Genomic DNA, 17,446 nt, shown 5'->3' with positions numbered 1-17,446 from the left:
AGCGGAACCGGACCGGTGACAGCGGCTCGGCGCCGGTGACGGCTGGCACGCTCGGCGTGTGCTCAGTCCTCATGCCGGCACCTGCTCCGACGGCGTGCGAACGGCCGGGCCCGTGCGGACCGAGAGCGAGGCGAACAGGTCGGTGATCCAGCGCCGACCGCCCTCGGGGGTGCCGCTCGCGACGATCCCGGCGAGTACCGTCTCGCCAGCCTGGTAGGTGATGTGGCCGGGCAGGGGTGAGCCCGGCGGCAGTTCGTTCCAGGCGACCACCGACGGGTCGTCGCGGAACGCCGCCGTCCCCTCGAGCCCCTTGAACTCCCGTCCGGCCAGGTGGTGGCCGGGGCAGACGAACCAGCCGTACAGGCGCCGGTCGGCAGGCGAATGCGGGAGCGTCCTGGCGACCCGCTCGCCCAGCAGAGCGCGCAGTTCGTACGAGGGCAGGTGCACACCGGTGGCCAGCTCGACGGTCGCCACCACGTCGGCGCCCCCCACCCGGTTGCCGACCTCCAGGAAGACCAGCTCTCCCCGGTGCGCGATCGCCTCCAGATGGAAACTGCCGTCCTCGACACGCACCGCCGCCAGGGCGCGGGACACCCAGACGCGCTCCTCCTCGGACAGCGCGAGCTGGAACGACCCCAGCGGCCTGCCCTGGGCGTACTCCAGGCAGGTGCCGACGTATTCACTCACACTGAGGACCAGGACCTGCCCGCCCTGCACCAGTCCGTCGAAGTGCCTGATCGGCCCGGAGACGAACTCCTCCACCTCGAAGTCCGCCAGGTCCCTCCCGGTGTCGAGCCGGGATATACCGGTGCGGCCCTCGGTGATGGCCGCGGCGGCCTGCCGGGGTGTGTCGAAGACGAGGACGTCCTCGCTCGACGCGCCGCGATGCGGCTTCAGTACGGTCCTGCCGTGCCAGGGGATCCGGCCGTCCAGGTCGAGGAAGCGTGGCAACGCGAGGAAGCGGGGCACGCGCAGACCCGCGTCCTCGACTGCCTGCTTCATCAGGACCTTGTCCCGGGCCAAGGCCACCTGGTCGGCCGGCGCGCCCGGCACGCCCAGGTACTCGCGCAGCAGGGCGGCATCGAGCAGCTCGTACTCCGATACCGAGATGATCCGGTCGAAGTCGCGGGGCCGGTGTGCCAGCCAGTCCCGCGCCTCCTCGAAAGCCGAGCGCAGACCCGGACGGCTCACCCGCTCGCAGCGCAGGTGCGGCGGCAGGGTGGCCAGCGCTTGGTCGGTCCCGAAGTAGGTGACCTCGTGCCGGTCGTGGGAGATGCCCCGGTGGTATTCGATCTTGAAGTAGGGCACGCGGTGCAGAATGAGGATCTTCATCAGGCCTTCCTGAGGGAAGCGGGGGAGCGGAGGGCTCGGTCCAGGGCGTCCGACCAGGCCTCGCGCAGTGCATGGACGACAGTGCGGATGTCGCCGCGCCCGCCACGCAGGACGACGCAGCCCTGTGCCGCGAAGTCCGCGTTGTCGCGGGCGACGGCATGCAGGTCGCGGCGCTCGCTCGACAGCCAGGAGAACTCCGCGGCGGCCAGTTCCCCCTCGGCCAGGCCGAGGCGTTCCGCGGTCACCTGGACGGCGTCCGCGAACGGGTCCGTGCCGGACATGACGTCGTCCGGGGAGAACGAGCGGTCGGTGGCGACGCCGAGCAGCACCGTCGCCGCCGAGCACTCGGGCACGAGTTCCGGCGCGCCGGCGGCCGTGCCGAAGGCCGTGTCGACCCAGAGGTGGTGCAGGTCGATGCCGTAGACCCAGCGGGCCAGTGACCAGATCTTCATTCCGCCCGGGCGCCGGTTGGGCTCCACCACCGCGGCGCGCAGCCCGTCGTCGCTCAGCTTGATCTCGTTGTGGAAGGGCCCGTCACACTGCCCGACGAGCAAATTCGCCTGCCGTCCCGCCCGTTCCAGCGTCGCGCGCTCGTGGGCGGCCACCCGGGCGGGCAGGACCTGGGCGATCTCGACGGGGTACCGGCCGGACGCGCTGATCTTCTCGGTGAGGAATGCCAGCGAACCCAGTCCGTCGAAGGAGTACTCCCTCCGGTACGGAATGAACTCCTCGCAGATCACCCCGCCTTCCAGATACGGAAGGACCTCGACGAACACCGCCGTGAGGTCGTCGCCCGGCCGCACCACGACGACGCCCCGGTTGTTGCCCTCCGCCGCGGGCTTGACGACGAAGCCCCGGGGATGCTCGCGGGCGAATCGCTTCAACTGGTCGAGTGAGGCGATCTCGGCGAACGCGGGCACCATGATCCGTTGCGTCTCCAGCAGGTCGGCCACGCGCGCCTCGCCGAGGCGGTAGCGGTACTTGGAGAACGCGCCCTGGGCCTGCCGCGAGGAATCGACCGGGATCCCCAGCCGTTCCAGCAGTTCGGCCCCGCTGCGTACGGCGTTGTCGGAGAAGACGATGCCCGCCTTGATCCGCTCACGCCGGTCGCCGAGCAGCTTCTCGCCCATCTCGGCGAAGTCGTCGCGCAGCGGATCGAGGTCGATCACCTCGTCGGCGATGGAGCGGTCGGCCTCCGTGGGGTCGGCGCGGATGAGGATCACCGTCGCGCCGTGGTGTTCGCGCGCGTGGTCGCGCAGGTGGCGGACCTCGTCGACGCGGCTGAGGTTGTAGTCGACGATGAGGAGGATCGGCCTGGTCATCCGCGCTCCTTTTCGTACACGATCTCGATGGCGTGCTCGGAGGCGGGCAGCAGCCGAGGGAGGACCGCGTCGCGGTCGGCTCGGTCCATGCGCCAGAGCACCTGGCCGAGGAACACTTCGCGCGAGGACGAGTGCACGACGTCGCCGGGCTCGAGCAGGATCTGCGACATGACCGGCTGCAGGGGGAGATCGTCGTTCAGCTCCACCGCGCGGATGGTTCCGGGGTCGGCGAAGAAGACCCGGAAGAACGTCGCGTTGCGGCCCGGCGCCGTTCCGTCCGCCGTGAACGACAGGTTTTTCAGCGTCTCGCCGAAGTCGGCCGGGCGGCCGGCGGCGAGCAGGGAGTCCAGCCAGAGGTCGAGCAGGCCGGGGCCGCCGGTCAGCGCCGCCACGCTGGGCGAGATCAGGCTGCCGCCCACCCGCGGGTTGACCTCGATCAGATCCCAGTCGGACGCGGCGTGCCGGGCTTCGATATGGAAACAGCCCCAGTGGAGGTCGAGGACGTCCAGCACGCTCGTTACCCAGCGGATCCCGGCGGCGATCTCCTCCTGCGACAGACTCGTGGGCGGGCTGACACAGGCATTCTCCAGCACGGTCCCCGCCGTCTCCGTGACCTGGCACTTCTCGTGCACCGCCACGACATGGGGCTCGGCGTCGACGACGATCACCTCGAAGCTGAACTCGCGCCCCAGCACGTAGTCCTCGACCAGGAACTCCATCCCGCCGGCACGTCCGTGAGCCGGGCCGGCTTCTGCACCCACGTCCTCCTCTGCGGCCGGGTGCGTGTGCGGGCCCGGATCCACGGGGCTGGCGGAGCCGGGCTGGACGGCGAAGGCGCTGGAGTAGACCGTGTCGGACCGGGCCTCGGCGGCGATGCGTTCCACGTCGGTCCAGGTCGTGCCGGCCGTGAGGGGAAACGTTCCGAAGGAGGCGATGCCGCTGACCGGCTTCACGAAGTAGCGGCCGCCCTCGCGTTGGCGTTCGGCGAGCGTCTGGGGAGTGAGGGCGCCCGCCCGGGCGCGGCTGAGTCCGGCGTCGGCGAGCCGATTTCGCAGCGTCAGCTTGTCCCGCAGTTCCGCGACCTGCTTCTCGTCCAGGTCCGGCACCCCCAGACGGGCGTTGGCCAGCGCCATCAGATGCCGGTAGCCCTCCCAGACGGTGAGGCAGCACTGCACCGCCGCACCCGCCGCCTGGAGCCGGTCGAGGTAGTCCTCGACGTCGCGGGCCGTCAGGACGTGCCCGGTGCTCACCCGCACGTCGTCGGCGAGGTCGGCCAGCGCCGCCGGCCGGGATGCCTGGTGCTGCGGTTCCGGCAACGAGCTGAGCACATAGCCCTTCAGCCCCCGCGCCGTGACCGTGCCGAGGAGGTCCTCCATGAACGAGAACCCGACATGGCTGAGCAGCAGCACTCCTGTGGCGTTTTCGGTGCTCATTCCGGCCTCCTTACCGGCAGGCGGGGGCGCGGCGCGGACACGCCGCGCCCCCGCTGGGGACGGATCTCAGGCCGGCTGCTTCTCGGCCCTGGCGATGGTGTCCAGGTAGAGCTCCTCGAAGTACTGCGCCAGGATCTGCTGGTGCTCGCGGAGGTAGCGCTTGAACGCGTCGATGTCGTCCTGGCTGCGCAGCAGGTGCCGGACGGCCGCCCACACCTCGCCGGGGTGGTCGTCGTTGATGTCGGTGTGCGAGTGGTTGATCTGGCCGCCGATGTTGGACTCGCCGACCGACTTCTTCAGCGCCTCCAGCTTCCTGGGCTCCAGCTTCACGTTCACGTACTCGACGAGGTAGGAGTACGCCACCACGCCGAGCGGGCCCTCGTGGTCCAGGAGGTAGGAGAAGTAGCCAGTGAGCAGCTTGGTCGACAGGTAGGGCTCGGTGGCCAGGAACTGCTCGCGGGACACGCCCGCCTTCTCCAGGTCGGCGATGAACAGTTCGTCGTGGAGCATCTCCTCCTGCTCGTAGTTGGCCCAGACCTGCGCCGCCTCGGGGCTGATCTTGGCGATCTCCACCAGTGCCTTGGCCTCGGAGACGCGCAGCATCCGGATGCGCCAGGCGGTTTCGATCAGGTTCCGCTTGTAGTACTCGGAGTCGACGTTCCTGCCCTCGAGGTGGGCGGCCTCGGGGACGTTGGCGTACCACTCGAGGACCTGCTGGTCGAGCTGCGCGTCGATCTCGGCGCGCAGCTCCGCCGAGGCGGTGCTGCTGAGGAAGGGGGTACGGTTCCCGTAGCCGACGTTGGTCACACGGTTGGGCATGGTTCACCTTTCGGTTGGACGCATGGACACTCGGATTCTTGGTACGAGCGGCTTCAGATGTCGTCGGCGACGCGAACGGTCGCGTCGCCCCGCAGCCGGCACTGGCAGGCAAGGCGGTGGGTGCCGCCGGTGCGGCCGAGGTCTTCCAGGAAGTCGAGTTCGTCGTGATCGGGTTCGCCGAGGGAGCCAAGGCCCTCGATCACCTCGATGACGCACGCGCCGCACGATCCGGAGCGGCATCCGAAGGGGATGGGCCGCTGCGGCGTCTCGTACTCGACTTCGGTGAGGGGGGATCCCGCAGGCAGCAGGATTTCGGTTCCTGCCGGAAGGACGGTCAACTTCTTCAGGTTCATGACAGGGGAGTGGCGTCGAGGTCGGTGGAGTGCTCCGGCGCGAGGCGCGACCCGGGGCGCAGTTCGACCGCCGCGTGGTTCGCCGCGGTCGCCGCCTCGCCGAAGGCCACCGATATGAGCGGGACACGGCCCTCGTAATGGCAGATGTCACCGACCGCGTACACCCCCGGCGTATTCGTCTGCATCGCTCCGTCGACCAGAATAAGGCGATTACTCATCCGGAGTCCCCAATCGGCGATCGGACCGAGGTTCGTGATGAATCCCAGTGCTCCCACGAGAACCTGCGCGGGTATTTTCCATTCCTGCTCCTCGGCCCGGACCCACACTTCTTCGAGGAGTTCGCTTCCTTGACAGGCCATCACCTGCGCGTCGGTCAGCACGCGAACACCGGACGCGTACATCTGCTTGACGCTGTGCTCGTGGGCGCGGAAGGCCGAGCGCCGGTGGACGACCGTGACGGACCGCGCGATCGGGGCGAGGGCGAGGGCCCAGTCGACCGCGCTGTCGCCGCCGCCCACGATCACTACGTCACGGTCCCGGTGCTCGTCGAGATGGCGCACGTGGTGGGTCACGCCTCGCCCCTGATAGGGCCTCAGGCAGGGCAGGGAGCGTGGGACCGAACGGCCGAGTCCCGCCGCGATCACGACGGCTCCGGCACGCACCAGCCCGCCGTCCTCCAGGCGTATCGCCCAGCCCCTGCCCTGCTCCGGCACCAGGGAGGTCGCCGTCCGGCCGAGCAGGAAACGCGGACGGAACGGCTCCACCTGAGCGATCAGGCCGTCGATGAGTTCCCGGCCCCGCACGGCGGGATGGCCAGCGACGTCGTAGATCCTCTTCTCCGGGTACAGGGCCGCGACCTGTCCGCCCGGCTCGGGCAGCGCGTCGACCAGCACGCTGGAAAGCCCTCGGAAGCCCGCGCAGCAGGCGGTGTACAGACCCGCCGGCCCCGCGCCGACCACAGCCACGTCCGCGCTCGCCTCCGCGTCGGCCACGGTCCTCTCCACTCGAACCCCCGCGTGGTCCATCCTGAACTCCAGGTGTTTTCTAGCGTTCGGTCGAATAACTCTGCTGCCCCATTCCGAGGGCTGGCCATCTGAATGACGTGACGTGACTCGTCTTCTCGTCGTTCGGCTTTCCTGCCGATATCCGGCACTGCTGCCGCCGAACTGCGTCCCATCATTGGACGGCTTCTGATCCGCGGTCAAGAAGGGGATTCGAAACTCCGCCGCTGCTATTCAGAAGCCGGATGGCACAAGGCCTTTCGGGTTGAGCCGGACGGGGCGGCCCGTTCACCGCCCCGAGCGTCCCGGCTGCGCCGCGCTCTCGTGTTCGTCCGCGTCACCGACTGCCTGGTCCAGAGCGCTGGCGAACCGCTGCCACTGCTGGGCGTAGTGGTTGGCCAGGTCTGCGACGACGACAGCGCAGTGGGGTGGCACCGAGGCCAGCAGCTGCCGTCCCGCTTCCAGATCGGGCGCCCGTTCGTGAAGCCAGCGCAGCAACGCGCGCCCGGACTGGGTTAATTTGAGGGACGGGTCCTTCGCCAGGGTCTCGATGGGCCGGGCCCGGCCGCTTCCCGCGCTCCGGCTGCTCGCCGGATCGCCCGCGGCGCCCGCGAGGGACCGCTCCTGTGCTGCGCGGGCGGTGTTCCGGTCCGGCGCCCTGGACTCCTGCTCGCCGTGCCGCATCCGCTGCCGGATCTCGCACGCCGTGCTGATCGACACCCCCGCCGCGGTGGCCGTCTCCTGGAGCGTGGCGGTGGGGTGCTCGGCGAGGAACGCGCGGGCGGCCTCCCGGCGTTGCGCCGCGTCCAGCGGACGAGAACGGCCGTCCGCCCCGACCCGGACCTTCAACTGTGGAAGTTCCTCACTTGAAGCACGGCGCACGGCGCCCACGGTCTTGGGGGACAGCCGGGTGATGCGCGCGATCGCCCGGTCCGACAGATCCGGGTGCTCGGTCAGGATCCGCCGGGCCGCGGCCTTTCTATCCTTGAGGGTCAGTGGCAGACCGTGGCTGACGTTGGCCGCCACGGAGTAGATGAACACCTCACTGGCCGGCCCTTCCAGATACCGGACCGGGATCGTCTCCTCGCCGCGCAGCCGGGCGGCCTGGAGACGATGCATCCCGTCAACCACGCGCCGGGTGTCCCGATGCACCAGTATCGGCTCGATGTCGCCCTGCGCGAGAACGTCGACGTGGTCCTGGCTCAGCCCCCCCAGGCGCGGCGAGTCGGCGTCCACCAGCGAGGCGACGGGCAGCAGGTGAACGTCGGCGCCCTCCGCCGGCGTCGTCGCGGCGGACTCCTGAGTCGTCGCCCGTGACCGGTCCGGCAGGCGCGTAAGGGGCGGGTTGTGTAAGAGATACGAAGACACCGAAGATCTGCTTTCTGTCGGTTTTCTGCATGTGGGGCTGCAGGCGCCGAGAAATGTCGTCGGCTCCGGTGAGCGCGATGCCCGGCACACGGGTGCCGTGCGGTGAAAGAGAGCGGAGCGGGTCTCGCGGCGACGGCGAAGACCGTCATGACGGGGCAGGACATCGCCGTAGGCGGCGCGGACGCGGTTCTGCCGGCGGTCTGACGGCGCGGTCCGCCGCAGCGGAGGTCCCACCCGGGAGCCAGCCAGGAGGGGTGGGCCGGACACGACCCGCCCGTCACTCTCCGCACTGCCGACGGGAGGGAACCAGCGCCCTGTACGGCTTCGCCCCGCGCCGGCTGCCCCCGCCGCACAGCCGAAGATCGGCTCGGCGGATACTCCCGGTGTCGGCTCGTGCAGCAGTGCCATCGGGACTTCCTCCCATGCGACGTACCGCTGTCCCCGTTCGATACGCGGCGGCTTCGCCGTCGACTGCGGGGGATCAACCGACGGCGAGGCCGAGTCAAGCATAAAGAGCACTATTTATGTGAGTGGCGAAGTGATCGCGGCGCCACTTGACCAAGTCCGCCCCGCGAACCGCCCCACCGCGCCGAACCAGAACGCACCCCGCAACAGACCGAGCGGGACAGGTGCCAGCGCGACTCCAAGGGCCAGGCCGACCCGGTCGAATCCCCGTGCCGGATGGCGAGGCGACGACTTCCGCCGTACCCGTGCGGGCCGTTGATGTGCGCCGCGCTTCGAGCGATCCGCACACACGAACGTGGCCATGTCGTGCACGGCCCCCTAGCCAAACATAAATAGCGCTATTTATGCTTGGCGCGGCCCCGCCGACGCTGAATCCCCCGTCGCGGTCGGCGGGGCCGCACACACGAATCGGGGACAGCGGAACGTCGTGTGGGAGGGAAGTCCCGATGGCACTGCTGCACGAGGCGGCGGCACCGAGAACCTTCACCGAGGGCGCCTATGGCCCTTGTCTCCGCTCGTTCGCCGCAGCCCTCTTCGGTCATCTGCCCCGGGCGGACCAGCGCAGGTGGGCGGAGCTGTACGTCAGGGCACTGCTGCGGACACCCGGCAAGAAGTCGCTGCGGCGACTGGCGGAGTCCGTCAGCGACTCACCGACGGCCGCGCAGGCTCTGCACCAGTTCGTGAACGCCAGCCCCTGGGACTGGACGGCGGCGCGCCGGAACCTTCTGCGTGAGGTGGCACCGACCGGCGAAGCGGTGACAGCCTGGACACTGGCACCCACCTTGATACCCAAGCGCGGCGAGCACTCCGCCGGGGTTCACCGCAGGTTCGACCCGGCGCTGGGCCGGCTGGTGAACTGCCAGCTCGGTCTGGTGGTGCTGGCCACGGGCGAGCATGGCCCGCTGCCCGTCGACTGGAACCTGTACGTCCCCGAGAAGTGGGCGCGAGCACAGCGGTCGAAGGCGCGGGTGCCGGACGAGGTCGGCGGTCCGCTGTGGTCCCAGGCCGCGGACCTCCTGCGACGAACCCCCTCGCCGCCCTCCGGCCGATGTGCTCCGGTCACGGCCGACCTGTCCTGGCTACCGAGCCGCGAAGCCTTCCTCGATCACCTTGCGCGGAGCGAACGGCCCTTCGTAGTGAAAGTCCCCGACACGGTGCGCGTCGTGCACGCGCCGTCGTTGTCGGCCGGCACGGCGTCGCTCACCATACGTCAACTCCTCGCGCAGCGAGGCAGCATGGCCGCCGAGGAACGGCAGCTCGCTCTCCCGGTGTTCCTGCCTCGGCCGTCGAGTGGACGCGTACGGTTGCGGTTGCTCGTCCGGCACCGGCGGAACGACGCGGCACACATCTGGCTGACGAACCTGGTCGACCGTCCGCTGCTCGACCTGCGATCGCTGATGCGGCAGCCGGGTTTGGCGGCGAACGTGGTCGACACCCTCCACGAGGACTTCGGACTACGGGACTTCGAGGGACGGTCGTTCCCGGGTTGGCATCACCACACCACACTCGTGTCCGCAGCGTTCGCCTACTCCCGCCTCCACGGTCGCCTCTCCACACGCGCGACACCGGACACGACGGCCCCGACTGGCTCTACGTGGTGAAGCCGCCAAAAACTGAGCAGCCTCCCAGGCCCAAGTGACCCTCTCGGAAGGAACGCTTCATAGCCGTCCGGCCGTACACGTCAAGTGATCGCAGGCTGTGTCAGCACGACGTGCTCAGGGCATGGGCGGTGCCAGACCGCCGAGCACGGCGCGCCAGATCTCCGCAAAGTCGGCAAGCGTCGAGCCTCTCTCGGCTGCGGCCCTTCGGGACTGCGCCGCCACTCCTTCCAGCAGGTACATGACGAGAGCTGCCGCGGTGGCCGGCCGGACGTCGACGGCCAGGTCCCGGCTGCGGGAAGCCTCCTCCAGCAGCCCCAAGACCTCCGTACGGAAGGCGCCGGGCCAGCTGGAGTTCACGTGTCCCTCCTCGACCAGCCGCACGGCGGCCCGGGCGAGTACGGCGGTCTGCAGCGCCGCGGCCACCCGGAGGGTGAGGGAGGACAGGTCACGAAGGGGCCGACCGGTTGCGGAGCTCGCCATGCTGAGACGCCGCAGCTCGCCGATGCCTTCCTCCACGACGGCCGACGCCAGCGCCGCCTTGGAGCGGAAGTGGAACGTGACGGCCCCAAGCGTGACGTTCGCCTCCGCACAAACGGAGTTGAGCGTCGTACCGACGTAACCGTGCTGGTCGAAGTGGCGCGCTGCTGCCAGGACGAGGTTCGCGCGGGTGCATGCGGCGCGTTCTCTGTTCTTCATGAAAGGGCCTCGGGGGTCACAACGACGCGGGCGGAGCGGTCCCGCGGCGGCGGCTCGACGGGCGGTCTGACCCTATGGCGAGGTCCGGGTGACGGGCACGAGAACGAGGAGAACCTGGAGCGTTTCGAGCAAGTCCGCCGCTACGGTGCGGCGAGGGGGTGTTTCGAGAGTCCCGCACGGCACCCACGGCGCCCGGCACGCGCTCTCGCCGCACCTGCCGAAAGCCCAAGTACGTCCAGTACGAGGGCTTTCGCCCGGCACGCCGAGTGCAGGCACCAGACACCGCGGGCACCGCACAGGACTCTCGAAACACCCCCTAACGGGCTGTCCATCCCCCGTCGGCTGCGATGACGGCGCCCGTGGTGAACGACGAGCGGTCCGAGCACAGCCAGGCGACCGTCTGAGCGATCTCCACAGGGTCGGCCAGGCGCTGCTGCATGGCGCGCTCGGTGAACGGCTTGAACAGCGCGGGCGTGTCGGAGAGGACCTGGTCCATCAGCTCGGTCCGGGTGCTGCCGACGGCGAGTGCGTTGACGCGGATACGCTGGTGCGCGTACTCGTCGGCCGCGGCCCTGCTCAAGCCGATGACGGCATGCTTGGCCGCGATGTAGGGAGCGGCGGCGCCGGTCGCGCGCAGCCCGGCGACACTGGAGGTGTTCACGATGGAGCCGCCGCCGTGTTCGAGCATCACGGCTATCTGTGCCCGCATCGCATTCCACACGCCTCGGGCGTTGACGTCCATGATGCGGTCGTACTCCGCGTCGTCCATCAGGTGCATCGGCGTACCGGTGGATGTCCACCCCGCGTTGTTGAAGGCCGCGTCGAGCCGGCCGTAGGCCCGCAGTGCTGTCTCCACGGCCGCGCGCATGTCACCTGCGCGGGTCACGTCCGCCACCACGGCAGTGGCTTGCCCACCCGCCGCGCCGATCCCGGCCACCAGCTTCCGCAGCCGGTCCTCACGGCGGGCGGCCAGGACGACGCGGGCCCCCTCCTGAGCGAAGAGTTCCGCCGCCGCCGCACCGATGCCGCTGCTTGCTCCGGTGATGAGGACCGTCTTGCCGTGCAACAGACCCTGTGAGGGCATGGAACTCCTTAACGTGGACGCCGCAGCGCGCCTTCGGTCGGCACAACGGGCTTGGAGATGATCTTGACTTGGAGGAGATGGGGTGGGCAAGCCGCTCACTGGTGGTTTCCGGCCCGTCCGCGACGGGACCACGCCCTTCCGGCCACACCGCGGTTCGCCGGACATGGCTGTCAATGGCCCGGCAGCCGCCGCTCTCACTCGAAACGGTCCCGGTGGCCGGTCGCCCACTGAGCGAAGGTGGTCGCGGGCCTTCCGATCAGCCGCCCCACCGTGTCCGTGGTGCCTGCCTTGGCTCCGGCCAGCTGCCGCTCGGCGCTCGCTATGAGAGCGTCGGCCATCACCGGTGAGTACCTGCGCGCATAGGTGGCGTGGGCCTGCTCACGCGAGAGCTCCCGGCAGGTGAGGGGGCGTCCGAGTAACTCGGCCAGCAGGGCCGTCTGTTCGTGGGCCGACAGTGGCTCGGGACCGGTGACCTCGTACGACTGAGAATGGTGCCGGGCGTCGCCCAGGACGCGCGCCGACACCTCCGCGACGTCTTCCGGCGCGATGCACACATTGCGGCTGTGAGGGTGCAACGCGTAGGTGGTACCGCTGCTGCGGATGCTCGACGCCCACGCCAGGGCGTGCGACATGAACGACCGCGGCTGGATCATGGTCCACGGGATGCCGCTCGACTTGATCCGGTCCTCGTTGGCGCGCTGCCACTCGGTGATCAGATCGTGCGCCGCGCTGTCGCGCACGGCCGCCGCGGAGAGTTTGACGATGTGTCCCACCGACACCTCGGCAGCCGCGCGCACGATGGTGCGGTCGTGTTCGGGGCGGGTGGGGTCGTTCGTGACGACGAACAGGGCGTCGGCGCCGCGAAAGGCGTTGATGACGCTCTCCAGATCGCCGTAGTCGCAGGTGACGTGCCGGATCCCGGGGTGCTGTCCGGTGTGCTGGGGCGTGCGGCTGGTCAGGGTGAGGCGGTGGTGCGGTGCCAGGTGCCTCACCATCAACGAAGCGATCTGCCCGGTAGCCCCGGTCAGGACGATGTGCCGCGATGCGGCCGTTGTCGCGGTCACTCGACGGGGACGCGCGTGGAGCCGACGAGGATGTCGTGCAGCACCGTTTCCGAGGCGATGCTGGGCAGCAGGAAGTCCCACATGTCGCAGACGCGTTCCATGAGGTCGGCGCGCTTGGCCGCGAGATTCGAGTAGATCTGCATGCCGGTGCAGGCGCCGACGACGAAGCGGGCCAGACGGTCGGTGTCGACTCCGTCGCGGAGTTCGCCGCTGGACCGGGCAACGTCCAGGTGACTGCACATCAGCTTGCGCCATTCCTCGAAGGAGGTGGCGTCGTTCATGCCGTGGCTGCCCTGTTCGGTGGCGAGCCGGACCCCTGCGCGCAGGACCGGATCGCGTTTGATGCGGTCCGCCCACACCAGGGTGATGTCTACCAGGCGCTGCAACCCCGTTGAGGTGAGGCGGGGTTCTATGGTCGCCGGCTGGGCGTTCATCAGGGCTTCGGCCAGGCCTTGCTTGGAGCCGAAGTGGAAGTAGAGAGCGCCGAGGGTGAGCCCCGCCCGTTCCACGATCTGGGTCACGGATGCCTTCTCGTAACCCGCCTCGTCGAAGACCTCGGCCGCCGCCAGCAGGACTTTCTGGCGGGTACGGACGGCTTGCTCCGCCTTGGCAGTCGGCACTGGCGATCACTCCTCGACAGACATAGATAGCGTAATTTATGTTTACCGCATCGCTGTCGAGCAGGCCATCGATACAGGGGGAAAGCGTCGGCGTGTCCCACTTACACGGCTCCACAAGCAACGGATCACCGTCCATCGAGAAGGTTCCTCAAGAGCTCGTCCACAAGCACGCGGCCGCCGAGGTGCTCCTCACCGACTGGACCACGCACGGCGCCAACCGGCACACCGTCTGGGCCCGTTGGCCCCACTTCCACGCCCTCTACCGTTCTCGCGACCGACACTTCGACCCGTTGCTATTCGTCGAGACCGTGCGCCAGACCTTCCCGCTTCTGTCGCATGTCGCCTACGGCGTCCCCTTCGGCAGCCATCTGGTCTGGAACGACTTCAGTTTCGAGGTCGAGCCCCAGGCGATGCTCATCCCGCAGTCCGGGGCTGCCGACGTCGTCCTGGAGATCACCTGCTCCGACGTCCGCATGAGGAAAGAGTGTCTGGTCTCGATGACCATGCACGCGGCTGTCCGCCTGAACGGCCGCCACATAGGAGTCGCCAGCACCCGGTTCACCAGCCACTCCCCGGCCGTCTATCGCAGATTGCGCGGCCAGTACGACCTCGGAGGTGGGGACCGCCGGGCCCTGCCGCTTCCGCCCGCCCTGCCGCCGGCCGCGGTCGGGCACATCCTGCGCGAGAACGTGGTCCTGGCCGAAGCGGACGCGGATCGCTGGCAGTTGCGCGTCGACCAGGATCACCCGGTGCTGTTCGACCACCCCGTCGACCACGCCCCGGGCATGCTTCTCCTGGAAGCGCTCCGTCAGGCCGCTCACGTGGTCTCCCCGGCCACGGGCACCACGGTGACAGGGATGTCCGTCACCTTCCTGGGCTGGGTGGAACTGGACGTCCCCGCCTGGGTCTGCGTCGCACCCCTGCGCCGCAACGCGCTGAAAGCCGTCATAGAACAGGACGGCAGGACCCGTCTGAGCGGCGAGGTCACCCTCGACACCGACCCGGCCCGGACCCTGGAACTGCCGTCCCCGATGCCGTCACGGCTTGGGACCGTCGATGACCACGTCATACCCGACGGCTGTTTCGCAGCTGTGAGCGAGCGCCTCGGCTGACCACTGGTGCTTGGGTCGGCCACCTCGGCACTCCGCGCCGACCTGCTCGGTTGACGAGGCGCCAGTAATCGAGACCTGGTTGCAAAACGAGTGTGGAGACGGGGAGTTGGCGGCAGGGAGTCCACCTCGAGCCCTTCCCTGCCGCTCAGCCCGGCTCTACGCTCCTCTGGTGTCCATAAGTTCCGCGGTGAGGATCTGCGCGGCAGGCCGATGGTCGGATCACGGAGGCCGGTGACGAGAGGCAACAGTGCTCCGACCAGGTCGGAGCACTGGAGGGGGGCGCCGGAGGGACTGTGTCTGCCGGCTCGAACGGGTCAGGCGGCTTGGCGGGCCTGGGCGGCGCTGTGCTGCGCGGGCCGTGGCCTTTTGCCAGGTGCGCCGGATGGTGATGACGGCGTTGTAGGTGACGGTGAGAGTGGTCAGGGTGAGGGCCATGGCGGTGTCGCTGTGGTGCAGGACGGCCGCTGATCTCGTACTGGCCGCGCTTGATGTAACGGGGGATGGGGTCGGCGGGGACGATGGGCCCACCGGCAGCCTCGCCTTCCCGGCCATCGCCACCACCGGCACCCTGCACTTCACCCAGGCACCGCCGACGCCGCGCCTCTGCGCATCGACGGCACCCGGGGCGACTGGGTTGCGATCGAGGAACTCTGGCTGGCCGGTGAACTCACCGACGACGAGTTCGAGAACCCCTTCATTGAGCTTCTTCGATGTGGCTACCGATCGGGTGAGGTGACGGTCCGTGAAGCGCAACGAGCGAAGCCCCCGGGCTGTTGATCGAGATGTCTGACGTCTCAGTCACGCTGCTCGGGGGCCTCGTTGGTCATCCATCCTGCCGCACTCGACTTACCGCATGCACTCGTGGAGTGGGTCACCATGATGATCATCACCCGTGAGGGCGACCGGCGCTGCAAGCTCCGTCCGTCCCAGCGCGCGATGGTGGCACTGGTGTACCTGCGCGAACACACCACTCTCGCGAAGATCGCCGCCGGGTTCGGGATCAGCGAGTCCACCGCGCATGCCTACACCAGCGCGGTCGTCGACCTTCTCACCGCCCGTGCACCGGGTCTACTGAAGACGCTGCGCGACCACGATCCCGACTTCGTCCTGCTCGACGGCACCCTCGCCGAATGCGACCGGGTCGGCGACGGCCGGGCCGACTACTCCCACAAACACCGGCGCCACGGCGTGAACGTGCAGGTCGTCACCGACCCTGGCGGCCAGCTGCTGTGGCTCTCGCCCGCCCTGCCGGGCCGCACCCACGATCTGACCGCTGCCCGCACTCACCGGATCATCCGGATCTGCGAGCGCCAGGGCGTTCCGATCGTGGCCGATCTCGCCTACCAGGGCGCCGGTCCGTGGCTGACCACGGGCATCAAACGCAGGCCCCTGAAGGAACTGACCCCTACCGAGAAGACCCGCAACCGTGCCCTGGCCGTTACACGAGCCCCCGTCGAACGTGGAGTCGCCCACCTGAAGTCCTGGCGGATCTTCCGCAGGTCCCGCTGCAGCCCCAACCGCATCACGTCAATCGCCAAGGCCGTCCTCACCCTGGAGCTGCAACGCTGAAGAAGCTCATTGACGACGTCATCGTCGTGGACATTGGCGAAGGCACCATGTTGGCGCGCTGAGGGTTTCCGGGTGGCTCTCGGCCGCTGACGAGATACACCTGGTGCCGCCCTTGTGTGAGGCGGTGCGCGGCCCGAGCATCCGTCAATGCACCTCAGTGCAAGGAATGGCAGGTGTTGTGGTGGGCGATGTCGAGGACGAAGCGCTCGGGGTGGTGCGGCTGCTTCGTCGTGTAGGAGGGCTTGCTGTTGAACGCGGCCCCGAAGGTGACGACGCCCTCGAAGTCGCCGGTCAGTGCGAAGCCCTTGAGCTTCGGCAGATTCAGCTTGATCAGGCGCGGGCCTTTGTAGACGTTCCTGCCCGCGTTGTTGTGGGCTGCGGCTGGTGAGAGCTTGATCTCCAGGAAGTGTTTCCCGGCCAGCGGGACTTTCTTCCCCGAGCTGTCGTAGCGGAGTTCCTTGACACGCGTGACGGTGGTCGGCGGCAGTTTGCCCTTCACATCGATGACGACCCGGTCGAAGGAGCAGTGACCGGCGATCCTGGCGTTGACCACGAGACTCGTGGACGGTGCCGGGGACGTGGCGGCGGCAGATGTCGACGCGGCGGTGCCGGCCAGCAGGAGTGCGCTCGCGGTGATGGCCATGAGGCGATGGCGGGTGTGCATGACGCCCCCTTATGAGACGTCGGGGACTGGTGGTCACAGTATGAGACATATGTGATGGTCATACGGTTGCACGTCTTGGCGAATGATTCTCATGTACTGAAGTGGGATGGCCGACCTCGACGGTCGCCGGCATGGCCGCGGTCGGCCCAGACCCGGGTGATCTGCGGCTGGGTGAGGCGCAGCCGCCAGAACACGTCGCGGGCGCGTCGCGGTCCAACCCTTTCAGGACGGCGCGCACATCCTGGGGCTTCTGCGGCATCGCCACCAGATACGAGAAAACCGCCACTTCCTACGAAGCGGCGGTCAACCTCGCGTCATTCCTGTTCTGGGAAAGATCCGTTTTCGAAGACGATCCTTAAAGAGACCCTTGTAGCCCTGCCAGCCGGTGGCGATGCGCGTGCGCGCCCCGAACGATCCCTCGCCGTCGCCGTTGTTCCGCCAGACGTTGCCCGCGCTGTCCCGCGAGACCAGGTCAGCCTTCCCGTCGCCGGTGATGTCGCCGGCGCCGACGATCACGTTGTAGGAGCTGCCCCGGTTGGAGAAGACCTTCGTGCGGGCGCCGAAGGTGCCGTTGCCGTAGTACCGGGTTGTTCGCCGTGTCCTGCGCCAGCAGGTCGCCGATGCCATCACCGTTCAGGTCCCCCGCCCGACGATCTTCTTGTACGTCTTCCAATTGTCGTAGAGCTTCACCCGGGCCGACAACGTGCCGATGCTGGCGCCCTTGTAGAGACAAACGGTCCGGTGGAGGAGTTCCGAAGGATCAGGTCCGGGCGGCTTTCCTTGGTGACGTCACCGGGCGCGGTCAGCACGTCGTACTGGTTCCCAGCCGGACGTGCCCAGCGAGGTGTACGGCGTCGACGGCTTCAGCGCGGCCCCGCATCCCGGCTTGTAGGCGCGCAGCGCCCCGCTGCTGAGGTGCACGAGGACGTCGTTGCACCGGTTC

16 protein-coding genes are annotated in these 17,446 nt (G+C 68.8%); 3 read left to right on the top strand and 13 right to left on the bottom strand.

From position 1 onward, the window contains the following. Window positions 1–69 precede the first annotated feature (69 nt). From ACFYZ8_RS26105 to ACFYZ8_RS26075, 7 genes are all read right to left on the bottom strand, one after another. Window positions 70–1,332, bottom strand: coding sequence for an acetyl-CoA carboxylase biotin carboxylase subunit family protein (locus ACFYZ8_RS26105; protein WP_388539832.1), 1,263 nt, complete (start codon window positions 1,330–1,332; stop codon window positions 70–72). Next, on the bottom strand, window positions 1,332–2,654 hold the full coding sequence (locus tag ACFYZ8_RS26100; protein WP_389050113.1) for an acetyl-CoA carboxylase biotin carboxylase subunit family protein: 1,323 nt from the start codon (window positions 2,652–2,654) through the stop codon (window positions 1,332–1,334). Before ACFYZ8_RS26100 ends, ACFYZ8_RS26105 begins: the two co-directional genes overlap by 1 nt. Beyond that, the gene (locus ACFYZ8_RS26095; RefSeq protein ID WP_388539837.1) at window positions 2,651–4,087 is read right to left on the bottom strand and encodes an acetyl-CoA carboxylase biotin carboxylase subunit family protein; all 1,437 of its coding nucleotides are present in this window, start codon (window positions 4,085–4,087) and stop codon (window positions 2,651–2,653) included. The genes ACFYZ8_RS26100 and ACFYZ8_RS26095 overlap by 4 nt, the downstream gene beginning before the upstream one ends. Before the next feature lie 66 nt (window positions 4,088–4,153). Further along, window positions 4,154–4,906, bottom strand: a complete 753-nt coding sequence (locus ACFYZ8_RS26090; protein ID WP_109284699.1) for a hypothetical protein — start codon at window positions 4,904–4,906, stop codon at window positions 4,154–4,156. A 53-nt stretch (window positions 4,907–4,959) separates the two neighbouring features. Beyond that, window positions 4,960–5,259, bottom strand: coding sequence for a 2Fe-2S iron-sulfur cluster-binding protein (locus ACFYZ8_RS26085; protein WP_388539840.1), 300 nt, complete (start codon window positions 5,257–5,259; stop codon window positions 4,960–4,962). Next, window positions 5,256–6,251 carry an NAD(P)/FAD-dependent oxidoreductase gene (locus ACFYZ8_RS26080; RefSeq protein ID WP_388539843.1) on the bottom strand — a complete coding sequence of 332 codons (996 nt, stop codon included), beginning with the start codon at window positions 6,249–6,251 and terminating at the stop codon, window positions 5,256–5,258. Before ACFYZ8_RS26080 ends, ACFYZ8_RS26085 begins: the two co-directional genes overlap by 4 nt. Window positions 6,252–6,548: 297 nt before the next feature. Then, window positions 6,549–7,628 carry a ParB/RepB/Spo0J family partition protein gene (locus tag ACFYZ8_RS26075; RefSeq protein ID WP_388539845.1) on the bottom strand — a complete coding sequence of 360 codons (1,080 nt, stop codon included), beginning with the start codon at window positions 7,626–7,628 and terminating at the stop codon, window positions 6,549–6,551. Between the two features lie 911 nt (window positions 7,629–8,539). Here ACFYZ8_RS26075 and ACFYZ8_RS26070 point away from each other — a divergent pair. Further along, the gene (locus tag ACFYZ8_RS26070) at window positions 8,540–9,694 is read left to right on the top strand and encodes a transposase (protein WP_388539846.1); all 1,155 of its coding nucleotides are present in this window, start codon (window positions 8,540–8,542) and stop codon (window positions 9,692–9,694) included. Between the two features lie 114 nt (window positions 9,695–9,808). On the opposite strand, the gene ACFYZ8_RS26065 is transcribed toward ACFYZ8_RS26070, so the two are convergent. The 4 genes from ACFYZ8_RS26065 to ACFYZ8_RS26050 form a co-directional block, all read right to left on the bottom strand. Beyond that, a complete protein-coding gene (locus ACFYZ8_RS26065) occupies window positions 9,809–10,390 on the bottom strand; it encodes a TetR family transcriptional regulator (protein WP_388539848.1) in 582 nt (193 codons plus the stop codon). A 316-nt stretch (window positions 10,391–10,706) separates the two neighbouring features. Then, complete coding sequence (locus tag ACFYZ8_RS26060; RefSeq protein ID WP_388539851.1) at window positions 10,707–11,474, bottom strand: SDR family NAD(P)-dependent oxidoreductase; 768 nt, start codon at window positions 11,472–11,474, stop codon at window positions 10,707–10,709. Window positions 11,475–11,668: 194 nt separating this feature from the next. Beyond that, on the bottom strand, window positions 11,669–12,538 hold the full coding sequence (locus ACFYZ8_RS26055; RefSeq protein ID WP_388539854.1) for an NAD(P)H-binding protein: 870 nt from the start codon (window positions 12,536–12,538) through the stop codon (window positions 11,669–11,671). Continuing rightward, window positions 12,535–13,158: a ScbR family autoregulator-binding transcription factor gene (locus ACFYZ8_RS26050; RefSeq protein ID WP_388539856.1), complete on the bottom strand. Its 624-nt coding sequence runs from the start codon at window positions 13,156–13,158 to the stop codon at window positions 12,535–12,537. The genes ACFYZ8_RS26055 and ACFYZ8_RS26050 overlap by 4 nt, the downstream gene beginning before the upstream one ends. A gap of 92 nt (window positions 13,159–13,250) precedes the next feature. Between ACFYZ8_RS26050 and ACFYZ8_RS26045 the strand changes: the two genes are divergently transcribed. Next, window positions 13,251–14,270, top strand: coding sequence for a ScbA/BarX family gamma-butyrolactone biosynthesis protein (locus tag ACFYZ8_RS26045; protein ID WP_388539859.1), 1,020 nt, complete (start codon window positions 13,251–13,253; stop codon window positions 14,268–14,270). 819 nt (window positions 14,271–15,089) lie between these two features. Continuing rightward, complete coding sequence (locus tag ACFYZ8_RS26040; RefSeq protein WP_388539862.1) at window positions 15,090–15,839, top strand: transposase family protein; 750 nt, start codon at window positions 15,090–15,092, stop codon at window positions 15,837–15,839. A gap of 154 nt (window positions 15,840–15,993) precedes the next feature. Here the strand turns inward: ACFYZ8_RS26040 and ACFYZ8_RS26035 are convergent, their stop codons facing one another. Continuing rightward, on the bottom strand, window positions 15,994–16,503 hold the full coding sequence (locus ACFYZ8_RS26035) for a hypothetical protein (RefSeq protein ID WP_388539865.1): 510 nt from the start codon (window positions 16,501–16,503) through the stop codon (window positions 15,994–15,996). Window positions 16,504–16,806: 303 nt separating this feature from the next. Continuing rightward, window positions 16,807–17,130: an FG-GAP repeat domain-containing protein gene (locus ACFYZ8_RS26030; protein ID WP_388539867.1), complete on the bottom strand. Its 324-nt coding sequence runs from the start codon at window positions 17,128–17,130 to the stop codon at window positions 16,807–16,809. Window positions 17,131–17,446: the final 316 nt, after the last annotated feature.

It is taken from the genome of Streptomyces sp. NPDC001668 (genome assembly GCF_042893155.1).
Taxonomy (GTDB): domain Bacteria; phylum Actinomycetota; class Actinomycetes; order Streptomycetales; family Streptomycetaceae; genus Streptomyces.
This window is presented reverse-complemented; position numbering and strand designations above follow the sequence as displayed.